We start from the raw sequence: 18,628 nt of genomic DNA, 5'->3' as shown, positions 1-18,628 counted from the left end.
GGGGGCTGCAATGAAGGTTCTTCTGATCGGATCGGGTGGGCGCGAGCACGCCCTTGCATGGAAGATTGCACAGTCTCCCAAACTGACGAAGCTCTATGCGGCACCGGGCAATCCCGGCATTGCCGAAGACGCTGTTATCGTCGCGCTCGACACGGACGACCATGCGGCCGTCGCCGCCTTCTGCCGCGAGGAAGCGATCGATTTCGTCGTGGTCGGTCCCGAAGGGCCGCTCGTCGCCGGTCTCTCCGACGTCCTGCGCGCAGCCGGCATCGCCGTCTTCGGCCCGTCCGCAGCCGCCGCCCAGCTTGAAGGCTCCAAGGGCTTCACCAAGGATCTCTGCGCCCGCTACGGCATTCCGACCGGCGCCTATGGCCGCTTCGCCGATGCCGAGACCGCAAAGGCCTATGTGCGCGAACAGGGTGCGCCGATCGTCATCAAGGCCGATGGCTTGGCTGCCGGCAAGGGCGTGACCGTGGCGATGACGCTCGACGAGGCGCTCGCCGCCGTCGACGATTGTTTCGCCGGCGCCTTCGGCGCGGCCGGCGCCGAAGTGGTGGTGGAAGCCTATCTCGATGGCGAGGAAGCGAGCTTCTTCTGTCTCTGCGACGGCAAGACGGCGCTGGCGCTTGCCTCCGCCCAGGACCACAAGCGCGTCGGCGACGGCGATACCGGACCGAATACCGGCGGCATGGGCGCCTACTCACCCGCCCCGGTCATGACCGCGGAAATGATCGAACGCACGATGAAGGAAATCATCGAGCCGACGATGCGCGGCATGACGGAAAGCGGCCATCCCTTCTCCGGCGTCTTCTTTGCCGGGCTGATGATCACCGCCAAGGGACCGGAGCTCATCGAATACAACGTGCGTTTCGGCGACCCGGAATGCCAGGTACTGATGATGCGGATGAAGAGCGACCTGCTGCCGCTGCTCTATGCGGCGGCAACCGGCACGCTCGCCGGCATGAGCGCGGAATGGCGCGACGAGACGGCGCTGACCGTCGTCATGGCCTCCAAGGGTTATCCCGGAAGCTACGCCAAAAACACGCCGATCAACGCCCTTCCCGCGGCCTCCGACACCACCAAGGTGTTCCATGCCGGCACAGCGATGAAGGACGGAGCCCTGGTCGCAACCGGCGGCCGCGTGCTCAACATCACCGCAACGGGTGAAAATGCCGGCATGGCCAAGGACAGAGCCTATGCGGCGGTTGCAGCTGTTTCCTGGGAGAATGGCTTCTACCGACACGATATCGGCTGGCGCGCGGTTGCACGCGAGAAAGCGTGAACCGGAGCGGAACTACTTCAAAGTGCTACAGCGACTTGGCGCGTCCGATGGAGCGCGCGGCGCTGTAGTTTCCGGATCATTCTATTTTTACCAATTCTTCTGACGGGAAAGTAAGGGAGAGCGCATATTCTCGCCGCCAACAATTGCGGGAGAAGCCTATGCGCCTGTTGCTGATCACCACCGTTCTCGGGCTTGCCGCCGGCAACGCGGCGGCGTCGTCGATCGAGTCGGTCGCTTCCGGCACGACCGACAACGCCAGTGTCGCCACGGTCTCTTGCGTCGCGTGCCCGCCGCTGCAATCGAAGAAGAAGGTGACCTATGTCGTGCCGACGATCGCGGCGGGCGATGAGACGGTCGAGCTCAAGAAAATCAACGGCGAGATGAAGATGGTGCGCACCGAGGCCTGGCTCGGTGGCTCGCCGGTCGTCTTCGTGAGCAAGCCTTCGCAGGAGTTCATCAAGGCGGCTGCTGTCGAAGGCGATGCCTCCCCGACGGTCATCGTCTCGACGAATGCGAACGACCAGAATCCGGTGGCGGATGACGCGAAGATGATCGCGGTCGACCGGACCGCAAAGACCGCCGCGGTCACGCCTGTCGGCGCCTCCATGGGCGGCACGGCTAAAAAGGCGACGGCAGACGGCTCACAGCAATTTGATCCATCCACCCTCGAACTTCGGCTAGACTGATCCCCTATCGGGAAAGTTCCCTGCCCCGCTCAGCTGTCCCCTGCATGCAAGGCTGACGGGCGTTTCGCTGCAAGAGCGAGAGATTGCGCCCCTGAGAGAAGCAGGGGCGCAATCTTTTATTCTGGGCTTTCCAATGCCTCGACCCGCGCGACCAGCGCCTCGATCTGCCTGTCCGAATAGACTTCGATGCCATTGCCGGCGAGCAATGCTGCCGCGACGCCCTGCCCGGCGTGGCGGATGCCGGTAAAGCTCCCGTCATAGACGAAGCCGGAGCCGCAGGACGGACTGCCATCGATCAGCAGCGCGAAGCGGCAGCCCGTTTCCCGCGCCAGCGAAAGCGCGTTTTCGGCGGCTCGCACGAAACCTTCGGTGACGTCGCGGCCATTGATCTCCAGCACCTTTGCACTGCCGGCCAGCACATCCTTGCCGACGGCGCCGGCGGCGATCTCGGCCGGCGGACGTGGCACCGGCATGCCGGCAGACATTTCCGGACAGATGGTCACGAGACGGCCCTCGGCCCGCCAGCGATCGATCGCCGGATGAATGAGCGGCTTCGACTGGCCGTCGTAGCGGACGGCATGGCCCATGAGGCAGGCGCTGACGAGGATCTTTTCGGGCATGTCCTCCTCTACCCCGACGCCATGCCGATCAGCAAGCGCCTTCATGCCGTGCCGATCCCAAGCGTCAGATCCAGCGGTCGTTTTCCGCCGTGCGTTCGCCGCCTTCGTGGCCGGTGTTGAGGGTGCCGCGCGGCTCAATCAGCAGCATCTTCACCTCGCGCTCCGCACAGGGCTTGTGCTCCACGCCCTTCGGCACGACATACATCTCTCCCGGGCCGAGCGTCACCGATCCGTCGCGGAAGTCGATGCGCAGCGTGCCTTCGAGCACGATGAAGGCTTCATCGGTATCCTGATGATCGTGCCAGATGAAGTCGCCCTCGATGCGCACGATCTTGAACTGGTAGTCATTGAGTTCGGCAATGACGCGCGGCTGCCACTGATCGCTGAAGAGCGAGAGCTTTTCGGCGAAATTGATCGGCTTGTGGGTCTTCGTCGCACTGTCCATAGGCTGTCTCCATCGGCTTGATCGAGACAGGATATAGGTCGCCCGGCGGCAGCCGGCTTGAACGTTTGTGCGAAGGCAATGGCCAGTGCCGCCGGAGAACCGGCGGCCGACCGGCTCGTCTTAGCCTGCGATCTTGGAGAAATCCGCAACGGTGCCGGTTGCCGAGCGGATCAGGCCGAGCAGCGCCAGGCGGTTGGCGCGGATCGCGGCATCGTCGTCATTGACCAGCACGTCGTTGAAGAACTGGTCGACCGGCTCGCGCAGCCTTGCCAGCGCTTCCATCGCCGAGCGGAAGTCTTCCTTGGCAATCGCATCGCGCGCTTCGCCCGAACCAACTTCAACGGCCTGGTGCAACGCCTTTTCGGCATCGAGCCGGAAGAGGCCAGCATCGACGGCATCGGCGACGGTCGTTCCCTTCTTCTCTTCGGCCGCCAGGATCTGCGTCGCACGCTTGGTGCCGGCCAAGAGGTTCCGGCCTTCCTCGTCGGTGATGAAGGCCGTCAGCGCCTCGACGCGGCGGGCGATCATCAGCAGGTCGTCCGAATCCGGCGTCAGCACCGCGTCGATCAGATCATGGCGGGCGCCGAGATCGCGCAGATAGACCTTGAGGCGGTCATGGAAGAAGGAAAGCAGATCGGTGGAAACGTCGTCCGCGAGTGCCGGCTTTTGTGCCCGGAGAGCGACGAGCGCGGCTTCGAAGGCCGGCCGCAACGCCAGGCGCGCCTTGCCTTCCAGGATCAGGCGGATGACGCCCAGTGCCGCGCGGCGAAGCGCATAGGGATCCTTGGAGCCGGTCGGCTTTTCGTCGATCGCCCAGAAACCGACGAGCGTGTCGAGCTTGTCGGCAAGCGCCACCGTCACCGCCACCGGATCGGTCGGCACCCGGTCGGACGGGCCCTGCGGCTTGTAGTGATCCTCGAGCGCATCGGCGACCGATCGCTCTTCGCCCTGCAGCAGCGCGTATTTGTGGCCCATGATGCCCTGAAGCTCGGGGAACTCACCGACCGCTTCCGTGCGCAGGTCCGCCTTGGCGAGCACCGCGGCGCGGTCGACGAGTTTTGGGTCGGCACCGGTCACCTTGGCGAGTTCGCCGGCCAGTGCCCGGATACGGGCTACGCGTTCGCCCTGCGTGCCGAGCTTGGCGTGGAAGGTGACGTTCAGCGCATCGAGCTTGGCCATGCGCTGGTCGAGCGGCTTAACGAGATCGAGAGCGAACTTCTTCGCGGAGGCCTCGAGCGTTTCGAGGTCCGGCAGGTTGCCCTGGTCGCGGTGCCAGAAATGGGCCGCGTCCGAAAGGCGGGCGCGCACGACCTTGCCGTTGCCGTGCACGATCTCCTTGCCGCCGTCCTTCGCCTCGATGTTCGAAACGAGGATGAACTTGTTGGAGAGCGTCTCGGCGCCGGGAGCGCGGGTGACGAAGCACTTCTGGTTGGTCTTGATGGTCAGCCGGATGATTTCCGAGGGGATTTCGAGATAGGCGTCCTCGAAGCTTCCCATCAGCACCTGCGGCCATTCGACGAGACCGGAGACCTCTTCGAGCAGGCCCTCGTCTTCAACGAGTTCCAGACCGTTGGCAAAGGCAACGTTGTGCGCGTCGGCCGAGATCATCTGCTTGCGGCGCTCGCCGTCGAGCACGACCTTCGCCTTTTCGAGCTTTTCTGCGTAATCGGCAAAGCGACGAACGATGATTGCTTCCGGCGCATGGAAACGGTGCCCGTAGGTGACGTTCGACGCGACGATGCCGTCGACTTCAAACGGGATCACCTGCGTTTCCTCGGTCTCCGAGCCGAAGGTGCAGACGATCGACTGCAGCGGACGGACCCAGCGAAGCGCGCCGGGCCTTGCCGACGCCGCGCCGGAGCGCATCGGCTTCGGCCAGGGGAAATTGCGGATGATACCCGGCATCGCCTCGGCGATGATCTCTTCGGCCGGGCGGCCCGGCTTGACGATATGGGCGACATAGAAATCGCCTTTTTTCGGATCGCTATGGACATGCGCCTCGCTGATCGAGGAAAGGCCGGCGCCGCGCAGGAAGCCTTCGATCGCCTTCTCGTTGGCGTCGGTGCGCGGGCCCTTGCGCTCTTCGCGGATATCGGCGGAGCGGGCGTTGAGGCCACGGATGTCGAGCGTCAGTCGGCGCGGCGTCCAGTATTCGCGCGCCCCTTCATAGGTCAGGCCCGCCTCGACCAGGGCATCGGCCAGCAGCTTCTTGAGATCGCCGGCCGCCTTGCGCTGCAGGCGGGCAGGAATTTCCTCGGAGCGGAGTTCGATAAGAAGATCGGGCATGGGGGTAACTTTTTCTGTTCCTGACGGTTGCGGCGGACTTAGCAATCTCTGGCAAGAATGTCACCAAGCCCATCGATGAATTTGGCTGGTCCGTGCACGGGCGCGCAGGCGGTTTCACCAACCGCCGCCGCCGCCGCCACCTCCACCGCCGCCGGAAAAGCCGCCGCCGGACGAAAAGCCTGACGATGACGATTTGGGCGGGGGCGGCAGGGACGATGTCATCGTCTCCGCCATCGAGCCGGCAAAGCCGCCAATGCGGTCGCCGAAGGTGTTGGAGCCGAAACTGTCGCCCTGATACCAGCTCGGTTGATAGGCGGCTGCCGCGGCCGCTCCTGCGGCGGCAGCGAGCAACCAGCGATCGAAGGTCTCGGTCCAGGGCTTTTCGACGCCGAGCGCCACCGCATAGGGGAGCAGCGTTTCGAAATGCGGGGGCGACATTTCGGGCGCGCCCTGCATGTTCATCCGGTCCTTCTCCGCGAGCGTCATGTACTGTCTGAGCCCGTCGATGCCATCCATCATCCGCGTGCCGAGCGGCGTCGGCGCGCCCATCAGGAAGAAGAAGAGCACATTGACGAGAACGATGGCGCCGATGACGAACAGCAGGGGCAATTCGTCCGTCTCGGCCGCGGAATAGAAGACGGCGGCGAGGATCGCCGAGAAGATCGTGAAGGCCACGAAGCCGATGAAGGCGACGACCACGATCGACATGATCCGGCTCATCAGGCTCTTCTCGCGGCGGAGCGACTTGCCGAAGGAGACGGCGAGGATCGATACGAAGAAGGCGATGAAAACAGGAACGATCACCAGCGGCAGGCTGTCTTCGCTGAGGTCGCCGAAGAAGAACACGGCCGCGACGGCCAGCACCGACAGGATGACGCCGGCAACCACGTAGCCGGTGTTTTCCAGATAATATTTGCCGCGGTGCTCACGCTCCATCGCACTGCGGAAATCGGCTCCGGTCGCCTGCACCCGCGTGCCATGGGCGCGATCGATGGTGAGTTTACCGCCCGCGCCGTTGACCGCCTTCATCACGGCCGCTTCACCGGTCGGCAGTTTTTCGTCGCTTTTCTTGCCGGTCGCGGCAATGACGATGGCGTTCTTCAGGTCCTCGAGGACCACATGCCCCTTGACCGCAAGGTTGAGCGCGGCCGCCGACAACGCCGTCCAGCCCTCGCCGGAGAAGCCCCTGTTGTCGATATAGTTGACGAGCGCCGGCGAGATGCCGTCCGGCGGATCCCAGCGCGGCACCATGACGCCGCGGTCCGGGTCGCGCCCGACCCTCAGCCAGGCTTGGCCGTAATAAAGCAGCACGACGACGAGCCCGGCACCGGCGATGACCAGCGCGAGGTGATCGCGCAGCCACCAGGCGTTCTCCTGGCTCGAGGAGGGCCTGTCGATGCTGCCCTTCGGCATCTTGATCGCGATCGTCAGCCCTTCCCGCGGATCGAGGCGGCGGGTGGTGGCGAAGAATATCTCGCTGCCATCCCGCGATGCGCGGGCGTCCTTGCCGGTCGCGCCGTAGCCGCCGGTGAAGAAATCCAAGGCTTCGGCCCTGACGCCTTCCGGCAGTGTCACCGTCGCGCTTGCCTCGTCGATCGGAAAGTCCCACTCCGTACCGGTCACGTTCCAGTAGAGTTCGTCATGATCGTCGAAGAAACGGATCTGCCGGCCGGTTTCATAGGTGAACTGAAAGGTATGCTCGCCCGGCTCCAGAAACACCTCCGCCGAGCCGGTGTAGATGCGGATGCCGCCGCTAATCGATTCCGTGCGGTGGGGCTCCTCGTCGCCGTCGCGCTCGACCGACAGCAGCTTGAAGTCCACCTTGCTGCGCTTGCCCTTCGCATCGGTGAAGGTCAAAGGCAGGTCGCGATAGATGCCGCGGCGGATCTTGTTGCCCTCGACGGTCGCCGTGATCGTCTCGGTGACCGTCATCGTGCCATCCTTGGCGACATCGATGACGGAACGATAGGCGGAGAAGACCTCCTCCGCCCGGCCGATACCCGCGGTTGCCAGCAAAAACACCAGAAAGGCAAAAGCGGCAGCAAGACGGGCCATGCGGATCAAGCTTTCTTCCGGTTGAAGTTCAAGGCACGTGGTCGATCTGATTGGTTAGAGCGGGATGCGCTCACACGCGTTCGCGCCGCCGCTCTAACCCTTTGTTTTTGCCGCATTTGTGCGACGTCAGGTGATTCCACCTGACTGCAAAATGCTCTAGACCGGGTGCGGGCGGAAAACCGCATACACATTTCCTCATCCCGCTCCGGCTTAGGGGCGGTCGCCGGTGAATTCGACGCCGAGGGAGGTAAGCGCATCCCAATAGGCCGGATAGGTCTTCGCAACGCAGCCCGGATCCTCGATGGTGATGCCGTGGATCTTCAGGCCGGCAAGCGCGAAGCTCATGGCGATGCGGTGATCGGCGAAGGTGTCGATCGAGGCCGGCAAGGTCTGGCCGGCAAGCGCCGGATCGGAAGAGACGATCAGGTCGTCGCCTTCCTCATGAGCCAGGCCCGGCCGGATTGCGGTGAGCCCCAGCGAAAGCGCGCGCACCCGATCGCACTCCTTGACGCGCAGGTTTGCGAGACCGACGAAGCGCACTGGGGTGTTGTTGAAGGCGGCGAGCACGGCGATCGTCGGGATCGCGTCCTGCATCTGCGAACCATCGATGACAGCAGGCAGGTTCGGGAAGCTGGCGATCACCGCATGGGCGCGCGCATCCGGCTGCGAGAAGGCCGTGGCCGGCACGCCGAGATCGATGGCACCGCCGGTCAGGACTTCCGCAGCCCAGAGATAGGTCGCAGCCGAAGCGTCCGGCTCGATGACATAGTCGGCCGCCCGGTATCCTGTCGGCGCAACCTGCCAGACGGACGGGCTCACCTGCTCGACTTCGGCACCGAAGGCCCGCATGGCGGCAACGGTCAGGTCGATATAGCCGCGCGCGCCGATCTCGTCGCCGGCAAGCTCGATGCTGACCGGCCCTTTGGCGCCCGGCGCCGCCATCAGCAGGGCCGAGACATATTGGCTGGAAAGACCGGCATCGATGACGACGCGGCCGGCCGGGAACCCGCCCGTACCCTTGACGATAACCGGCGGGCAGCCGGTATCGGAGGTAATCTCGACGCCGAGGGTGCCAAGCGCCTCGACCAGCGGCTTGATCGGCCGCTTGCGCATATGCTGGTCACCGTCGACGACGACGGTGCCGTCGACGAGCGCCGCGGCCGCGGTCAGGAAGCGGGTCGCCGTTCCCGCATTGCCGAGGAACAGCGGTGCAGCCGGCGGCTTGAGCTTGCCGGTGCTGGTCACAACGAAGGTGGTTTCATCCGGCTCGTCGATCTCGACACCCATCGCCCTCAGCGCATCCGCCATGTAGCGGGTGTCGTCACTCTTCAAGGCACCCGTCAACCGGCTCGTGCCTTTCGCAAGGCCCGCGAGCAGCAGCGCACGATTGGTGATCGACTTCGAGCCCGGGGGGCGCACATGGCCGCGGAGCGGATGGTCGGTCGGCAGGATGGTCAGCTTCTTCATGGTATCGGTGGTCATCGAATGAGGTCTCTTGATGCGAATTGAGCCGCGGCGGGAGCCCGCGGCCGGAATGTTCATGGTGACCGGAGTCGCGGATGGAAGCGGTCAGAACTTGACCTGCGGCACGGCGCGATCGGCCTCGTTGGTGATCTCGAAATAGCCCGCCTTGACGAAACGGAAGGCATTGGCGATGAGGTTCGACGGGAAGCTCTCGACCTTGACGTTGAGATCGCGGGCAGCACCGTTGTAATAGCGGCGCGACATCTGGATCTCGCCTTCGATCGTCTCCAGCGAGCGCTGCAGCTCGGCGAAATTCTCGTTGGCCTTCAGGTCCGGATAGGCTTCCGCGAGCGCGAACAGCTTGCCGAGCGCCTGGGACAACGCACCTTCGGCCTGGGCCCGCCCCTCGATGTCACCGGCCGGCACCGCCTGCGCGCGGTTGCGCATGGCGATCACCTCTTCGAGCGTCGATTTCTCGTGCGCCGCGTAGCCCTTCACCGTTTCGATCAGGTTGGGAATGAGATCGGCGCGACGCTTCAATTGCACATCGATGCCGGACCAGGCCTCCTCGGCGATCTGCCGCGCCTTGACGAGACCGTTATAGACGAAAACCAGATACAGGATCACGACGACGGCGATTGCCAGACCGATCATAGGGTACCCTCCAAAGAATTCGCGCAGAGATTAGCATCCGCGTCTCAGCTTCATAGCGCTTTCTGCAGTATTCGGGCCGAGAAACGCACTCCTCCCCAATTGCCATCCGCAGCGTGAACGCACTGTTCACCACAGCAACGCGCCCCCACGCCAAAACACTTCGAATCCTGTTCCAGCGGTAACGGCGACCGGGCGGGCGATCGGCGATAGTCGCCCCATCGAACAACCCGAAACCGAAGTGAAGATCATGAAAACGTTCGCAACCTTCATCAACGTGATCGCCTTTACGGCGCTCTTCGTTGCCTATGCGAGCGTTGGTTCCGCCGAACGGCCGACCGGTGTTCGCCGCGCCCTGCAGACCTATTCCGGCCAAGTCTACACCGGCGCCTATCCCACGCTGAAGCCGTTCTGCAAGAACGACATCAGCGCCACGCAGATCATCTGACCGCCGGTGGAGCGGCGATCTGCGCCGCAATCGCTTCGGCCGCCGCATCGGCACCGAGTGCCGTAACGTCTATCTCGATCAACTGATCGCTCTTGCCCCGCAGCAGCCTGTTCGCTTCCCGCAATCCCACGAGGACCCCGGGATCGGTCAGCTTTTGCTGTTTGGTCCGACCCGCCCGTGTCAGCCGCTTGAGGTTTTCCTCGAGATCGCCATCGATGACGACCGCGACAAGCGGGCTCCGCGCTTTCGCGCGAGTTCGGCACAATCCTCGAAGGTACGGCTATCGAAGGCATCGTCGGACAACGCGTCGGTGAAGACGAAGGATTGTTCCGCCGGCGCCTTCGCCAGGTGTTCGAAAACGCTCTCGCGGATCGCGGCGCGCAATGAGCGATAGAGCGGCGTGCCGCGCGCAAACAGCGCTTCGGCCGGATTGATCAGCGTGTGATTGTCGGCGAGCCGCGCACCCAGCCTCTCGGCCAGATGGCGCGCGATCGTCAGTTTGCCGGTTCCGGGCCAGCCGTTGATGTGAACGACGAGCCCAGGCGTTTGCGCGGTCAAGCAGCGTTCCGGTTGAAGTTCGCGCCGCCGGCGTCGGTCAAGAGGAAGGCTTCGCCGCAGGCCTTGGCCAGCGTGCGGACGCGCAGGATGTAGCTTTGGCGCTCCGTGACCGAGATGACGCCACGGGCATCGAGCAGATTGAACACGTGGCTCGCCTTGATGCACTGGTCATAGGCGGGGAAGACGCACTTGTGCAGGTGATTGTTGCTGTGATCGCCCGGCGCGCCGGCGGCCAGCAACGCCTGGCACTCCGCTTCGGCATCGATGAAGTGCTGATGCAGCATCGCGGTGTTGGCGTATTCGAAATTGTAGCGCGAATATTCCTGCTCCGCCTGCAGGAAGACATCGCCATAGCTGATCTTCTCAGCACCCTCGCGGCCGTTGAAGTTCAGGTCGTAGACGTTGTCGACGCCCTGAACATACATGGCGAGACGTTCGAGACCATAGGTCAGTTCGCCGGAAACCGGCGAGCATTCGATGCCGCAGACCTGCTGGAAATAGGTGAACTGCGACACTTCCATGCCGTCGCACCAGCACTCCCAGCCAAGGCCCCAGGCGCCAAGCGTCGGGCTTTCCCAGTCGTCCTCGACAAAGCGGATATCGTGCAGCAGCGGGTCGAGGCCGATCGCCTCCAGCGAGCCCAGATAGAGTTCCTGCAGGTTGGACGGGTTCGGCTTCAGAAGCACCTGATACTGGTAGTAGTGCTGCAGGCGGTTGGGGTTTTCGCCGTAGCGGCCATCGGTCGGGCGGCGCGACGGCTGCACGTAGGCGGCGCGCCACGGACGGGGGCCGAGCGCGCGCAAGGTCGTTGCCGGATGGAAGGTACCGGCGCCTACTTCCATGTCGTAGGGCTGCAGGACGGCGCAACCCTTGTCGGCCCAATAATTGTGCAAAGTCAGGATCAGAGCCTGAAACGAGCGCTTCGGGTTCATGTGATCGGGCAGAGTGGTCATGGATCGCGTCCGAATTTCTTCCAAAAATGAGCCGGACTGGTGCCACGCCTGATGGCAGGGGTCAAGCAACTACAGCGCCGGCCCGCCAATTAGACGCGCCGGATCCTCTACCCCTGCGATCTCATCATTCGTCGTCGCGTTTCAGCCTGTACTCACCGGTCTCGGGATCCTGGACCAGCGTGCCTTGCGCCCCGGTCCGTTCCTCGCGGCGGGTCTGTTCACGATGGCGCGTCAATTTCTGTGCATCGGCCACGAACTTGCGATAGCCGAGCCAGAAGATGAAACCTGCGATCAAGAGCAGGATGAGTTGCGGCATTTTTCCTCCAAGGGCAACGCGCGCGGGCTAAAGCCCGAACCGCGCCCACAATGCCCTTTCCTCGATTGCTTCGGCAAGACCCGCTGCTGCCGACGCCGCCAGGGGCTCGACAATGGCGCCGGCAACGGCCGCGCCGGCCTGCCGGCGGCCGAAAAGGCTGCGCACCGGCTGGATGAGTTCGAGCCGCGCCTTTTCGCCGTAGCGCTTCTTCACCTCGCCACGCAGGTCGCCGAGACCGTCGATGAGCCCCAGTTCCAGCCCGCGTCGTCCGGTCCAGAAAAGCCCGGAGAAGATATCCGGATCATCGGCGAGCATCTGCCCGCGACGGGCCTTGACCATCTGGATGAAGGTATCATGGATGTCGAGCTGCAGGTGCTTCAGAAACGCGATGTCGTGTTCCTTTTCCGGCTGGAACGGATCGAGCATCACCTTGTTTTCGCCGGCGGTATAGACGCGCCGCTCGACACCGATCTTCTTCAGCAGTTCCGGAAAACCGAAGCCACCCGAGACAACACCGATCGAGCCGACGATCGAGGTCGGATCGGCGATGATCTCGTCACCGGCGAGTGCGATCATGTACCCGCCCGAGGCGGCAACGTCCTCGACAAAGATCAGGACGCGCTTCTTCTTTTCCTGGGCGAGGTCCCGAATGCGCTGGTAGATCAGGCGCGACTGCACCGGGGAGCCGCCGGGCGAATTGACGGAGATCGCAACGGCGGGGGCGTCCTTCACCGCGAAGGCCTTTTCCAGAAGCGGTGCCGCCGTCGCCAGGTTGAGCACGGGCCGGAATTGCCCGCCGCCGGCCATGATCGCTCCGTGAAGCCGGACAACGGGGACCGTCACGCCTTCCCTGCGAAACCGCCTCGGCAACAACCGTCTCAGGAACGCCTTCATTTCAACTCCTGCCTGCTAGATCGCGATGATTTGGCTCGGATCGAGCCCAAAATCATAACCGTGACCGCTTCCCATAGGTTAGAGCGGGATGCGCGCGGAAACCGCATACATTTTCCTCATCGCACTCCGACAGCCAAGTATCCTGGCCTGTCCATGTCATGTAAGCGCCGGCACGGCAAACGCAATCCACATACGGTAAATCAGCGGCGGCGATAGGCCGCGCGGCCATTGTTGAGATCGTCGACATGATCGGCGAAGCGGTGCCCTTCTTCATGCATGACGAGCGGCGCTCGCAGCACCAGCCGCTTACGGCTCTGCTTGATCGCCGTCACCAGGATCCGCACGGCGTTTTCGCCGACGCGTGGATGAAGCGCCGTGATCTCGATACCGCCGAAACGGCGGCCGCAGGCGGCGATGATCTGCGCGATCGATTCCGGCCGGGCGATCAGCGACAACTGCCCGCCCGGCTTCATGATCGCGCCGGCGGTCTTCACCCAGACCTCGAAGAGGCCGTCGCTCATCGCATGGGCCTCCGCCTTGAGACTATCGGGCGTCTTACGGTCGGAAGCGTCATTGAAGGGCGGATTCATGATCACGTGATCGAAGCTGTCATCGGCCAGGCCAGCGGCGACACGCGCCCTGCCGGCAAGCGAGACATCGGCCTCCAGCACAGAGACCCGCGACGCAAAGCGGGCGTTTTCGATGAGCTGCAGGCTGCGGCGGGCATAGTCCGCCATGATCGGCGAGCGCTCCACCAGGACCACCTCCGCACCTTCGATCCGCGAGGCGACGGCCATGCCGGCAGCACCTGCACCGGCACCCAGATCGGCGACGCGGCAGGGATGGGCCGCGGAAACGAGCGACGCCAGCAGCATCGCATCCATGCCGGACCGATGCCCCTGCCCCAGCGGCTGGACGACATGGAACTTGCCGCGATGAAAGGCATCGACGGTTTCAGTCGCAGCAGCAGTCATTAGTCTTGCACCTGCAGCATGGCCAGTTTGCATGGCACCCTCACGGCCGCAACTCCGCCTCGAGCCCGGCGTCGATCAGGATCCGCCGCGCGGCTTGCGCGTCTTCATCCGCAACCAGGAAACGGCGGGGCAGCAGGCCGAGCGAGCCTTCCAGAATACTCATCCCCTGATCGGCAATGAGGCTTGCGATGCCGGCATCCTTCATCAGGCTCTCGGCAAAGGAGAGCACGACGGCATCGTTGGTACGGATCAATTCCTTCATCCGGCGGTTTTCCTGTCCTATTTCAGCAAGCGGGACAATTCGCCTCTTGCCGCACGTGGCACCCCTTCCTATTGTCGAAAGCGACAATGAAAACAGGAGTCCCGGTGTGGGCGTAGTGATACCGCTGGAAGACAGCAAAAACAAACAGGCGTCCGTTAAGCCGCTCGTCGACCTGACTGCGCCGGACATGGAACGCGTCAACCAGCTCATCCTGTCGAAGGCCGGCTCCGACGTTCAGATGATTCCCGAGGTCGCCAACCACCTGATTTCTTCCGGCGGCAAACGGCTGCGCCCGATGCTGACGCTCGCCTCCGCCTCGATGTTCGGCTACGAGGGCGACGCCCACGTGAAGCTCGCCACCAGCGTCGAGTTCATGCACACGGCGACGCTGCTGCACGACGACGTCGTCGACGAAAGCGACCTTCGCCGCGGCAAGTCCACCGCACGCACGATCTGGGGCAACCAGGCAAGCGTTCTCGTCGGCGACTTCCTGCTCGGCCAGGCGTTCCGCATGATGGTCGATGTCGGCTCGCTCGACGCGCTCGACGTGCTGTCGACTGCAGCTTCCGTCATCGCCGAAGGCGAAGTCCTCCAGCTTTCCGTTGCCAAGAACATGGAAACGACCGAGGACGACTATCTGCAGGTCATCCGCGCAAAGACCGCGGCCCTCTTTGCCGCTGCCGCCGAAGTCGGGCCGATCGTCGCCCGGACCAGCAAATCCGATCGCAACGCGCTGAAGTCCTACGGCATGAACCTCGGTCTCGCCTTCCAGCTCGTCGACGACGTGCTCGACTATGGCGGCTCGTCAAGCGATCTCGGCAAGAATGTCGGCGACGATTTCCGTGAAGGAAAGATCACGCTTCCCGTGATCCTCTCCTATCGTCGCGGGACAGCGGAAGACCGTGCGTTCTGGCGCGAGGCAATCGAAGGCGGCGACAGCAGCGATGCCAATCTCGACAAGGCGCTCGGCCTGATCAAGCGCTACGGCGGCTTGAGCGATACCATTGCGCGCGCCCAGCACTATGGCACGATCGCCCGCGATGCATTGGCACCGCTGCCGACTTCTCCCTGGAAATCGGCTCTCACGGAAGTGATCGACTTCTGCATCGATCGGGTAAGCTGACGGGACCTCGACCGTACCGGGACGAACGACAGGAATTTCTTGCCGCATTGCGCCAAAAAAGCCATTCTGTTCCTCAAGAGTTGTGCTGGGCTATATGTGGCTGACTCCGATAACAACCCTTAGTGGTGCGCAAGGCCGAGCAATCGGCACGAAAGGTTTGACATGCGGCAAATGACGATCCTCCGCCTCCTCAGCGGCGCAGCACTGCTGGCTCTCGCCGCAGTCAGCGGCAGCCACCAGGCCTTCGCGGAAGACAAGGCCGCCGCGGTTGAGGAAAAAAGCGAACCCTTTGACATCAAGTCGGTGAACACCTTCGCGGGCGCCTTCCTCGCTGCCCGTACGGCCGATACGGACCGCGACTTCGCATCCGCGACCGAGCTCTACAAGATCGCGTTGCAGTTCGAACCCAATAACAACGACGTCAAGCAGCGTCTGATGATCACGCTGCTGATGGCCGGCCAGTTCGACGAAGGCGCGAAGATTGCCGATCAACTCAAGTCCGACCCGGCCGTCGAACGCATCACCACCGTGATCCGCGCGATCGAAGCGATCCGCAAGCGCGAGTATCGCAATGCGCAGAAGCTCCTGAACTACCAGGGCCCCAACGATCTCGACCGGCTGATGAACGGCCTGCTTTCGGCCTGGGCGAAATTCGGCCAGGGCAAGCCGAAGGAAGCGCTGGCACAGATCAACGGCCTCGAAGGTCCCGACTGGTTCCGCGTGTTCAAGAACTATCACGCGGGAGCGATCGCGGTTGCGGCGGGCGACAAGCAGACAGCCCGGACCAGGCTCAACGATGCCATTCTGGATCGCGAAGGCGGGAGTGCGGCGCCTGACACCTTCATGCGGGCGGTCGAAGCGCTCGCCCGTTTCGAGGCGCGCGAAGGCAACAAGCAGAAGGCGCTCGACACCGTCGCCGTCGGCGAAAACATGGTCAACAACTATACGCCGCTGCAGGCGCTGAGGGCCGATATCGAGAACGGGGTTCCGCAGGAACAGCAAGTCAAGAACGCCAGCCAGGGTACGGCAGCGGTGCTCTTCTCCATTGGTGCCGCGCTCAACCGCGACGGCGCCGAGGACATCGTTTCGCTCTACCTGCAGACCGCTCGCCGGCTCGACCCCGACAGTGCCGACATTCTGGTGATGCTCGGCGGCATTGCCGAGAACCTGAAGAAGCCGAACGAGGCGATCGAACTCTATAAGGCGATACCGGAGACCTCCCCGATGCGGCGGGTCTCGGAACTGCAGCTCGGCTTGAGTCTCGCCAGCATCGGCAAGGTCGACGAGGCGAAGAAGCACCTGAAAGCGCTGATCGACGTCGATCCGAAGAACATCCGCAACTATCTCGCCTATGGCAGCGTGCTCTCCGATGCCAAGGACTACAAGGAGATGGGCGAGCTCTACGACAAGGCCGTGGAACAGATCGGGCCCGTGCCGAAGCGCAGCGACTGGACCGTGTTCTTCCAACGCGGCATCGCCTACGAGCGCCAGAAGCTCTGGGACAAGGCCGAGCCGAACTTCCGCAAGGCGCTGGAACTCAACCCGGACCAGCCGCAGGTGCTGAACTATCTCGGCTATTCCTGGGTCGACATGAACATCAACCTCGACGAAGGCCTCGAGATGATCCGCAAGGCGGTCGAACTGAAGCCAGACGACGGCTACATCGTCGATTCGCTCGGCTGGGCCTATTTCCGCATGAGCCGCTTCGACGACGCGGTGGTGGAACTGGAAAAGGCGGCTGAACTGATGGCCGGCGACCCGACGATCAACGACCACCTTGGTGATGCCTACTGGCGTGTCGGCCGCAAGCTTGAAGCGGTGTTCCAATGGACGCAGACGCTGGAATTGAAGCCTGAGGAAGCCGAAATCCCGAAGATCAAGGCGAAGATCGAAAACGGTCTGCCGCCGCTGAAGGAAGAGGTTCCGGCCTCGGCCGATGCCAAGGAAACCGCGCCAAAAAAGGCAGTCCCGGAAGCGCCGGCGCCGGACAAGAAGTCCTGATCGATCCATGACCGAGGACGGCATTGCGGGCTTCACGCTGACGCGCGCGGCGCCCGCAAAGATCAATCTGGCGCTTCACGTCGTCGGCCAGCGGGCCGACGGCCACCATCTTCTCGAAAGTCTCGTCACCTTTGCCGATCGCGGCGACCGGATCGGGTTTGCATCGGCAGACGCCGATCTCTTCACCGTGTCGGGGCCCTTTGCGCCCGAACTGCCGATGGATGCCAGCGCTGAGGGCGGAAATCTGGTTCTAAAGGCGCGAGACCTCCTGCGTGAAGAGCTGCGGTCCCGCAACCCCGCCGCTGCCGGGCCTGTCCATCTGCATCTCGAAAAGAACCTCCCCCTCGCTTCCGGCATCGGCGGCGGCTCCGCCGACGCGGCGGCAACGCTTCTTGGACTGCTCGAGCTTTGGGGCGCGACGATCGAACCCTCCCGACTCGATTCGATGGCATTGACGCTCGGCGCGGACGTACCGATGTGCCTCGCCGGCATGTCCCTCTTCGCGAAAGGTATCGGCGAGGACATCACGCCGCTTGCCGACCTTCCATCCCTGCCCCTGGTTCTGGTCAATCCGCTCGTCGGCGTTTCGACGCCTGTCGTCTTCCGGACGCTCGCGAACAAGACCAATCCGCCGCTCGTCCTGCCTCAGGACATGAAGACGATGGACGACTGGCTGTCGGCCATGGCAACGATGCGCAACGACCTGCAGCCGCCGGCGCAGCAATTGCAGCCCGTGATCAGCGACGTCTGCCAGGCGCTCACGGAAGCCGGAGCGATTCTGGTCCGGATGTCAGGTTCGGGCGCCACCTGCTTTGGCATTTTCGACGACAGTGAACGCGCGGTTGCGACAGCGCGCACTCTTTCGGCGGCACAGCCCGGCTGGTACGTTCTCGCCTGCAACACGACAGGGAGAGACAGGTAGAATGGCCGGCATCGACGAAAAGCGCCCTTTCATTCCCGTCGGAATCGCCATTCTTACGGTGTCCGACACGCGCACGCTCGCCGACGACAAATCAGGCGACACGCTGGAATCGCGCGTGCGCGACGCAGGCCATCGCCTGGAAGCACGCGCGATCGTGCCAGACGATCAGGCGAGGATCTACGAGCAGGTGAAGGCCTGGACGCTCGAGCCAGCGATCGACGTGGTGATCACGACGGGCGGTACGGGATTTACCGGCCGGGATGTGACGCCGGAAGCGCTGGAGCCACTCTTCGAAAAACGCATGGACGGCTTCTCCGAGGTTTTCCATCGGATCTCCTACGAGAAGATCGGCACCTCCACCATCCAGTCGCGTGCGACCGGCGGCGTCGCCAACGCCACCTTCATTTTCGTTCTGCCGGGATCGCCGGGCGCCTGCCGCGACGCGTGGGACGGCATCCTGAAGCAACAGCTCGACTACCGGCACATGCCCTGCAACTTCGTCGAGATCATGCCGCGGCTCGACGAACACCTGAAACGCGGCTGAGCCGAAGCCGCCACGCTCCTCGCTCGTCGGGCGCATCTGTTACCGTTGTAACAGACAGCCATTTTTCCCGTCATTAGCGTCCGATGTCAGCCCAGCGAGATCGGCCGCCGCACCTTTCTTCGGGCTGCAAAGACGCCTCCCCCG

The 18,628-nt window shown here is 63.5% G+C and carries 19 protein-coding genes; 7 read left to right on the top strand and 12 right to left on the bottom strand.

Features of this window, described 5'->3' with window-relative positions; all coding sequences use genetic code 11:
* The first annotated feature begins 10 nt into the window (after positions 1–10).
* Positions 11–1,282 (top strand): phosphoribosylamine--glycine ligase, encoded by a 1,272-nt coding sequence (gene purD, locus AC1Z3V_RS21345; protein ID WP_483501556.1) that lies wholly within the window; start codon positions 11–13, stop codon positions 1,280–1,282.
* A 158-nt stretch (positions 1,283–1,440) separates the two neighbouring features.
* The gene (locus tag AC1Z3V_RS21340; RefSeq protein WP_483501554.1) at positions 1,441–1,968 is read left to right on the top strand and encodes a plant virulence effector HPE1-like domain-containing protein; all 528 of its coding nucleotides are present in this window, start codon (positions 1,441–1,443) and stop codon (positions 1,966–1,968) included.
* A 116-nt stretch (positions 1,969–2,084) separates the two neighbouring features.
* Here the strand turns inward: AC1Z3V_RS21340 and AC1Z3V_RS21335 are convergent, their stop codons facing one another.
* The 6 genes from AC1Z3V_RS21335 to AC1Z3V_RS21310 all read right to left on the bottom strand — a co-directional run bounded on the left by AC1Z3V_RS21335 (position 2,085) and on the right by AC1Z3V_RS21310 (position 9,492).
* Entirely contained in the window at positions 2,085–2,588 is a 504-nt protein-coding gene (locus AC1Z3V_RS21335) for a 2-thiouracil desulfurase family protein (RefSeq protein ID WP_483504127.1), read from the bottom strand.
* Between the two features lie 64 nt (positions 2,589–2,652).
* Positions 2,653–3,033: a cupin domain-containing protein gene (locus AC1Z3V_RS21330; RefSeq protein ID WP_483501552.1), complete on the bottom strand. Its 381-nt coding sequence runs from the start codon at positions 3,031–3,033 to the stop codon at positions 2,653–2,655.
* A gap of 120 nt (positions 3,034–3,153) precedes the next feature.
* A complete protein-coding gene (gene glyS, locus AC1Z3V_RS21325) occupies positions 3,154–5,319 on the bottom strand; it encodes a glycine--tRNA ligase subunit beta (protein ID WP_483501550.1) in 2,166 nt (721 codons plus the stop codon).
* 114 nt (positions 5,320–5,433) lie between these two features.
* The gene (locus AC1Z3V_RS21320; RefSeq protein ID WP_483504126.1) at positions 5,434–7,374 is read right to left on the bottom strand and encodes a DUF2207 domain-containing protein; all 1,941 of its coding nucleotides are present in this window, start codon (positions 7,372–7,374) and stop codon (positions 5,434–5,436) included.
* 210 nt (positions 7,375–7,584) lie between these two features.
* Positions 7,585–8,856 (bottom strand): 3-phosphoshikimate 1-carboxyvinyltransferase, encoded by a 1,272-nt coding sequence (gene aroA, locus AC1Z3V_RS21315; RefSeq protein WP_483501549.1) that lies wholly within the window; start codon positions 8,854–8,856, stop codon positions 7,585–7,587.
* Between the two features lie 87 nt (positions 8,857–8,943).
* Positions 8,944–9,492: a LemA family protein gene (locus tag AC1Z3V_RS21310; RefSeq protein WP_429812123.1), complete on the bottom strand. Its 549-nt coding sequence runs from the start codon at positions 9,490–9,492 to the stop codon at positions 8,944–8,946.
* A gap of 247 nt (positions 9,493–9,739) precedes the next feature.
* On the opposite strand from AC1Z3V_RS21310, the gene AC1Z3V_RS21305 reads away from it, so the two are divergent.
* Positions 9,740–9,937, top strand: a complete 198-nt coding sequence (locus tag AC1Z3V_RS21305) for a hypothetical protein (RefSeq protein WP_429812126.1) — start codon at positions 9,740–9,742, stop codon at positions 9,935–9,937.
* 180 nt (positions 9,938–10,117) lie between these two features.
* Here AC1Z3V_RS21305 and AC1Z3V_RS21300 read toward each other — a convergent pair whose 3' ends face one another.
* From AC1Z3V_RS21300 to AC1Z3V_RS21275, 6 genes are all read right to left on the bottom strand, one after another.
* Positions 10,118–10,495, bottom strand: a complete 378-nt coding sequence (locus AC1Z3V_RS21300; protein WP_483501547.1) for a hypothetical protein — start codon at positions 10,493–10,495, stop codon at positions 10,118–10,120.
* Entirely contained in the window at positions 10,492–11,448 is a 957-nt protein-coding gene (locus AC1Z3V_RS21295) for a glycine--tRNA ligase subunit alpha (RefSeq protein ID WP_483501545.1), read from the bottom strand. The genes AC1Z3V_RS21300 and AC1Z3V_RS21295 overlap by 4 nt, the downstream gene beginning before the upstream one ends.
* A 124-nt stretch (positions 11,449–11,572) precedes the next feature.
* Positions 11,573–11,764, bottom strand: a complete 192-nt coding sequence (locus tag AC1Z3V_RS21290) for a hypothetical protein (RefSeq protein WP_429812132.1) — start codon at positions 11,762–11,764, stop codon at positions 11,573–11,575.
* Positions 11,765–11,791: 27 nt separating this feature from the next.
* Entirely contained in the window at positions 11,792–12,658 is an 867-nt protein-coding gene (locus tag AC1Z3V_RS21285) for a S49 family peptidase (RefSeq protein WP_483501543.1), read from the bottom strand.
* Positions 12,659–12,858: 200 nt separating this feature from the next.
* On the bottom strand, positions 12,859–13,632 hold the full coding sequence (locus tag AC1Z3V_RS21280; protein ID WP_483501541.1) for a tRNA1(Val) (adenine(37)-N6)-methyltransferase: 774 nt from the start codon (positions 13,630–13,632) through the stop codon (positions 12,859–12,861).
* Positions 13,633–13,672: 40 nt separating this feature from the next.
* On the bottom strand, positions 13,673–13,894 hold the full coding sequence (locus tag AC1Z3V_RS21275) for a putative signal transducing protein (protein ID WP_429812139.1): 222 nt from the start codon (positions 13,892–13,894) through the stop codon (positions 13,673–13,675).
* Between the two features lie 106 nt (positions 13,895–14,000).
* Between AC1Z3V_RS21275 and AC1Z3V_RS21270 the strand changes: the two genes are divergently transcribed.
* The 4 genes from AC1Z3V_RS21270 to moaB all read left to right on the top strand — a co-directional run bounded on the left by AC1Z3V_RS21270 (position 14,001) and on the right by moaB (position 18,484).
* Positions 14,001–15,017 (top strand): polyprenyl synthetase family protein, encoded by a 1,017-nt coding sequence (locus AC1Z3V_RS21270; RefSeq protein WP_483501539.1) that lies wholly within the window; start codon positions 14,001–14,003, stop codon positions 15,015–15,017.
* Positions 15,018–15,179: 162 nt separating this feature from the next.
* Positions 15,180–17,018 (top strand): tetratricopeptide repeat protein, encoded by a 1,839-nt coding sequence (locus AC1Z3V_RS21265; RefSeq protein WP_483501537.1) that lies wholly within the window; start codon positions 15,180–15,182, stop codon positions 17,016–17,018.
* A 7-nt stretch (positions 17,019–17,025) separates the two neighbouring features.
* Entirely contained in the window at positions 17,026–17,940 is a 915-nt protein-coding gene (locus AC1Z3V_RS21260) for a 4-(cytidine 5'-diphospho)-2-C-methyl-D-erythritol kinase (protein ID WP_483501535.1), read from the top strand.
* Between the two features lies 1 nt (position 17,941).
* The gene (gene moaB, locus AC1Z3V_RS21255; protein WP_483501534.1) at positions 17,942–18,484 is read left to right on the top strand and encodes a molybdenum cofactor biosynthesis protein B; all 543 of its coding nucleotides are present in this window, start codon (positions 17,942–17,944) and stop codon (positions 18,482–18,484) included.
* The last annotated feature ends 144 nt before the right edge of the window (positions 18,485–18,628 follow it).

Source organism: Ensifer sp. 38_S197, assembly GCF_056924495.1.
Note: the sequence above shows the minus strand (reverse complement) of the source record. Positions and strands in the feature narration are given on the sequence as shown.

Coding starts and splice junctions, on each gene's coding strand:
- AC1Z3V_RS21260 (WP_483501535.1), top strand. CDS start 17,026: ATGACCGAGGACGGCATTGCGGGCTTCACGCTGACGCGCGCGGCGCCC.
- AC1Z3V_RS21285 (WP_483501543.1), bottom strand. CDS start 12,658: ATGAAGGCGTTCCTGAGACGGTTGTTGCCGAGGCGGTTTCGCAGGGAA.
- AC1Z3V_RS21320 (WP_483504126.1), bottom strand. CDS start 7,374: ATGGCCCGTCTTGCTGCCGCTTTTGCCTTTCTGGTGTTTTTGCTGGCA.
- AC1Z3V_RS21295 (WP_483501545.1), bottom strand. CDS start 11,448: ATGACCACTCTGCCCGATCACATGAACCCGAAGCGCTCGTTTCAGGCT.
- AC1Z3V_RS21265 (WP_483501537.1), top strand. CDS start 15,180: ATGCGGCAAATGACGATCCTCCGCCTCCTCAGCGGCGCAGCACTGCTG.
- moaB (WP_483501534.1), top strand. CDS start 17,942: ATGGCCGGCATCGACGAAAAGCGCCCTTTCATTCCCGTCGGAATCGCC.
- AC1Z3V_RS21340 (WP_483501554.1), top strand. CDS start 1,441: ATGCGCCTGTTGCTGATCACCACCGTTCTCGGGCTTGCCGCCGGCAAC.
- AC1Z3V_RS21275 (WP_429812139.1), bottom strand. CDS start 13,894: ATGAAGGAATTGATCCGTACCAACGATGCCGTCGTGCTCTCCTTTGCC.
- AC1Z3V_RS21290 (WP_429812132.1), bottom strand. CDS start 11,764: ATGCCGCAACTCATCCTGCTCTTGATCGCAGGTTTCATCTTCTGGCTC.
- glyS (WP_483501550.1), bottom strand. CDS start 5,319: ATGCCCGATCTTCTTATCGAACTCCGCTCCGAGGAAATTCCTGCCCGC.
- AC1Z3V_RS21335 (WP_483504127.1), bottom strand. CDS start 2,588: ATGCCCGAAAAGATCCTCGTCAGCGCCTGCCTCATGGGCCATGCCGTC.
- aroA (WP_483501549.1), bottom strand. CDS start 8,856: ATGACCACCGATACCATGAAGAAGCTGACCATCCTGCCGACCGACCAT.
- AC1Z3V_RS21310 (WP_429812123.1), bottom strand. CDS start 9,492: ATGATCGGTCTGGCAATCGCCGTCGTCGTGATCCTGTATCTGGTTTTC.
- AC1Z3V_RS21280 (WP_483501541.1), bottom strand. CDS start 13,632: ATGACTGCTGCTGCGACTGAAACCGTCGATGCCTTTCATCGCGGCAAG.
- AC1Z3V_RS21330 (WP_483501552.1), bottom strand. CDS start 3,033: ATGGACAGTGCGACGAAGACCCACAAGCCGATCAATTTCGCCGAAAAG.
- purD (WP_483501556.1), top strand. CDS start 11: ATGAAGGTTCTTCTGATCGGATCGGGTGGGCGCGAGCACGCCCTTGCA.
- AC1Z3V_RS21305 (WP_429812126.1), top strand. CDS start 9,740: ATGAAAACGTTCGCAACCTTCATCAACGTGATCGCCTTTACGGCGCTC.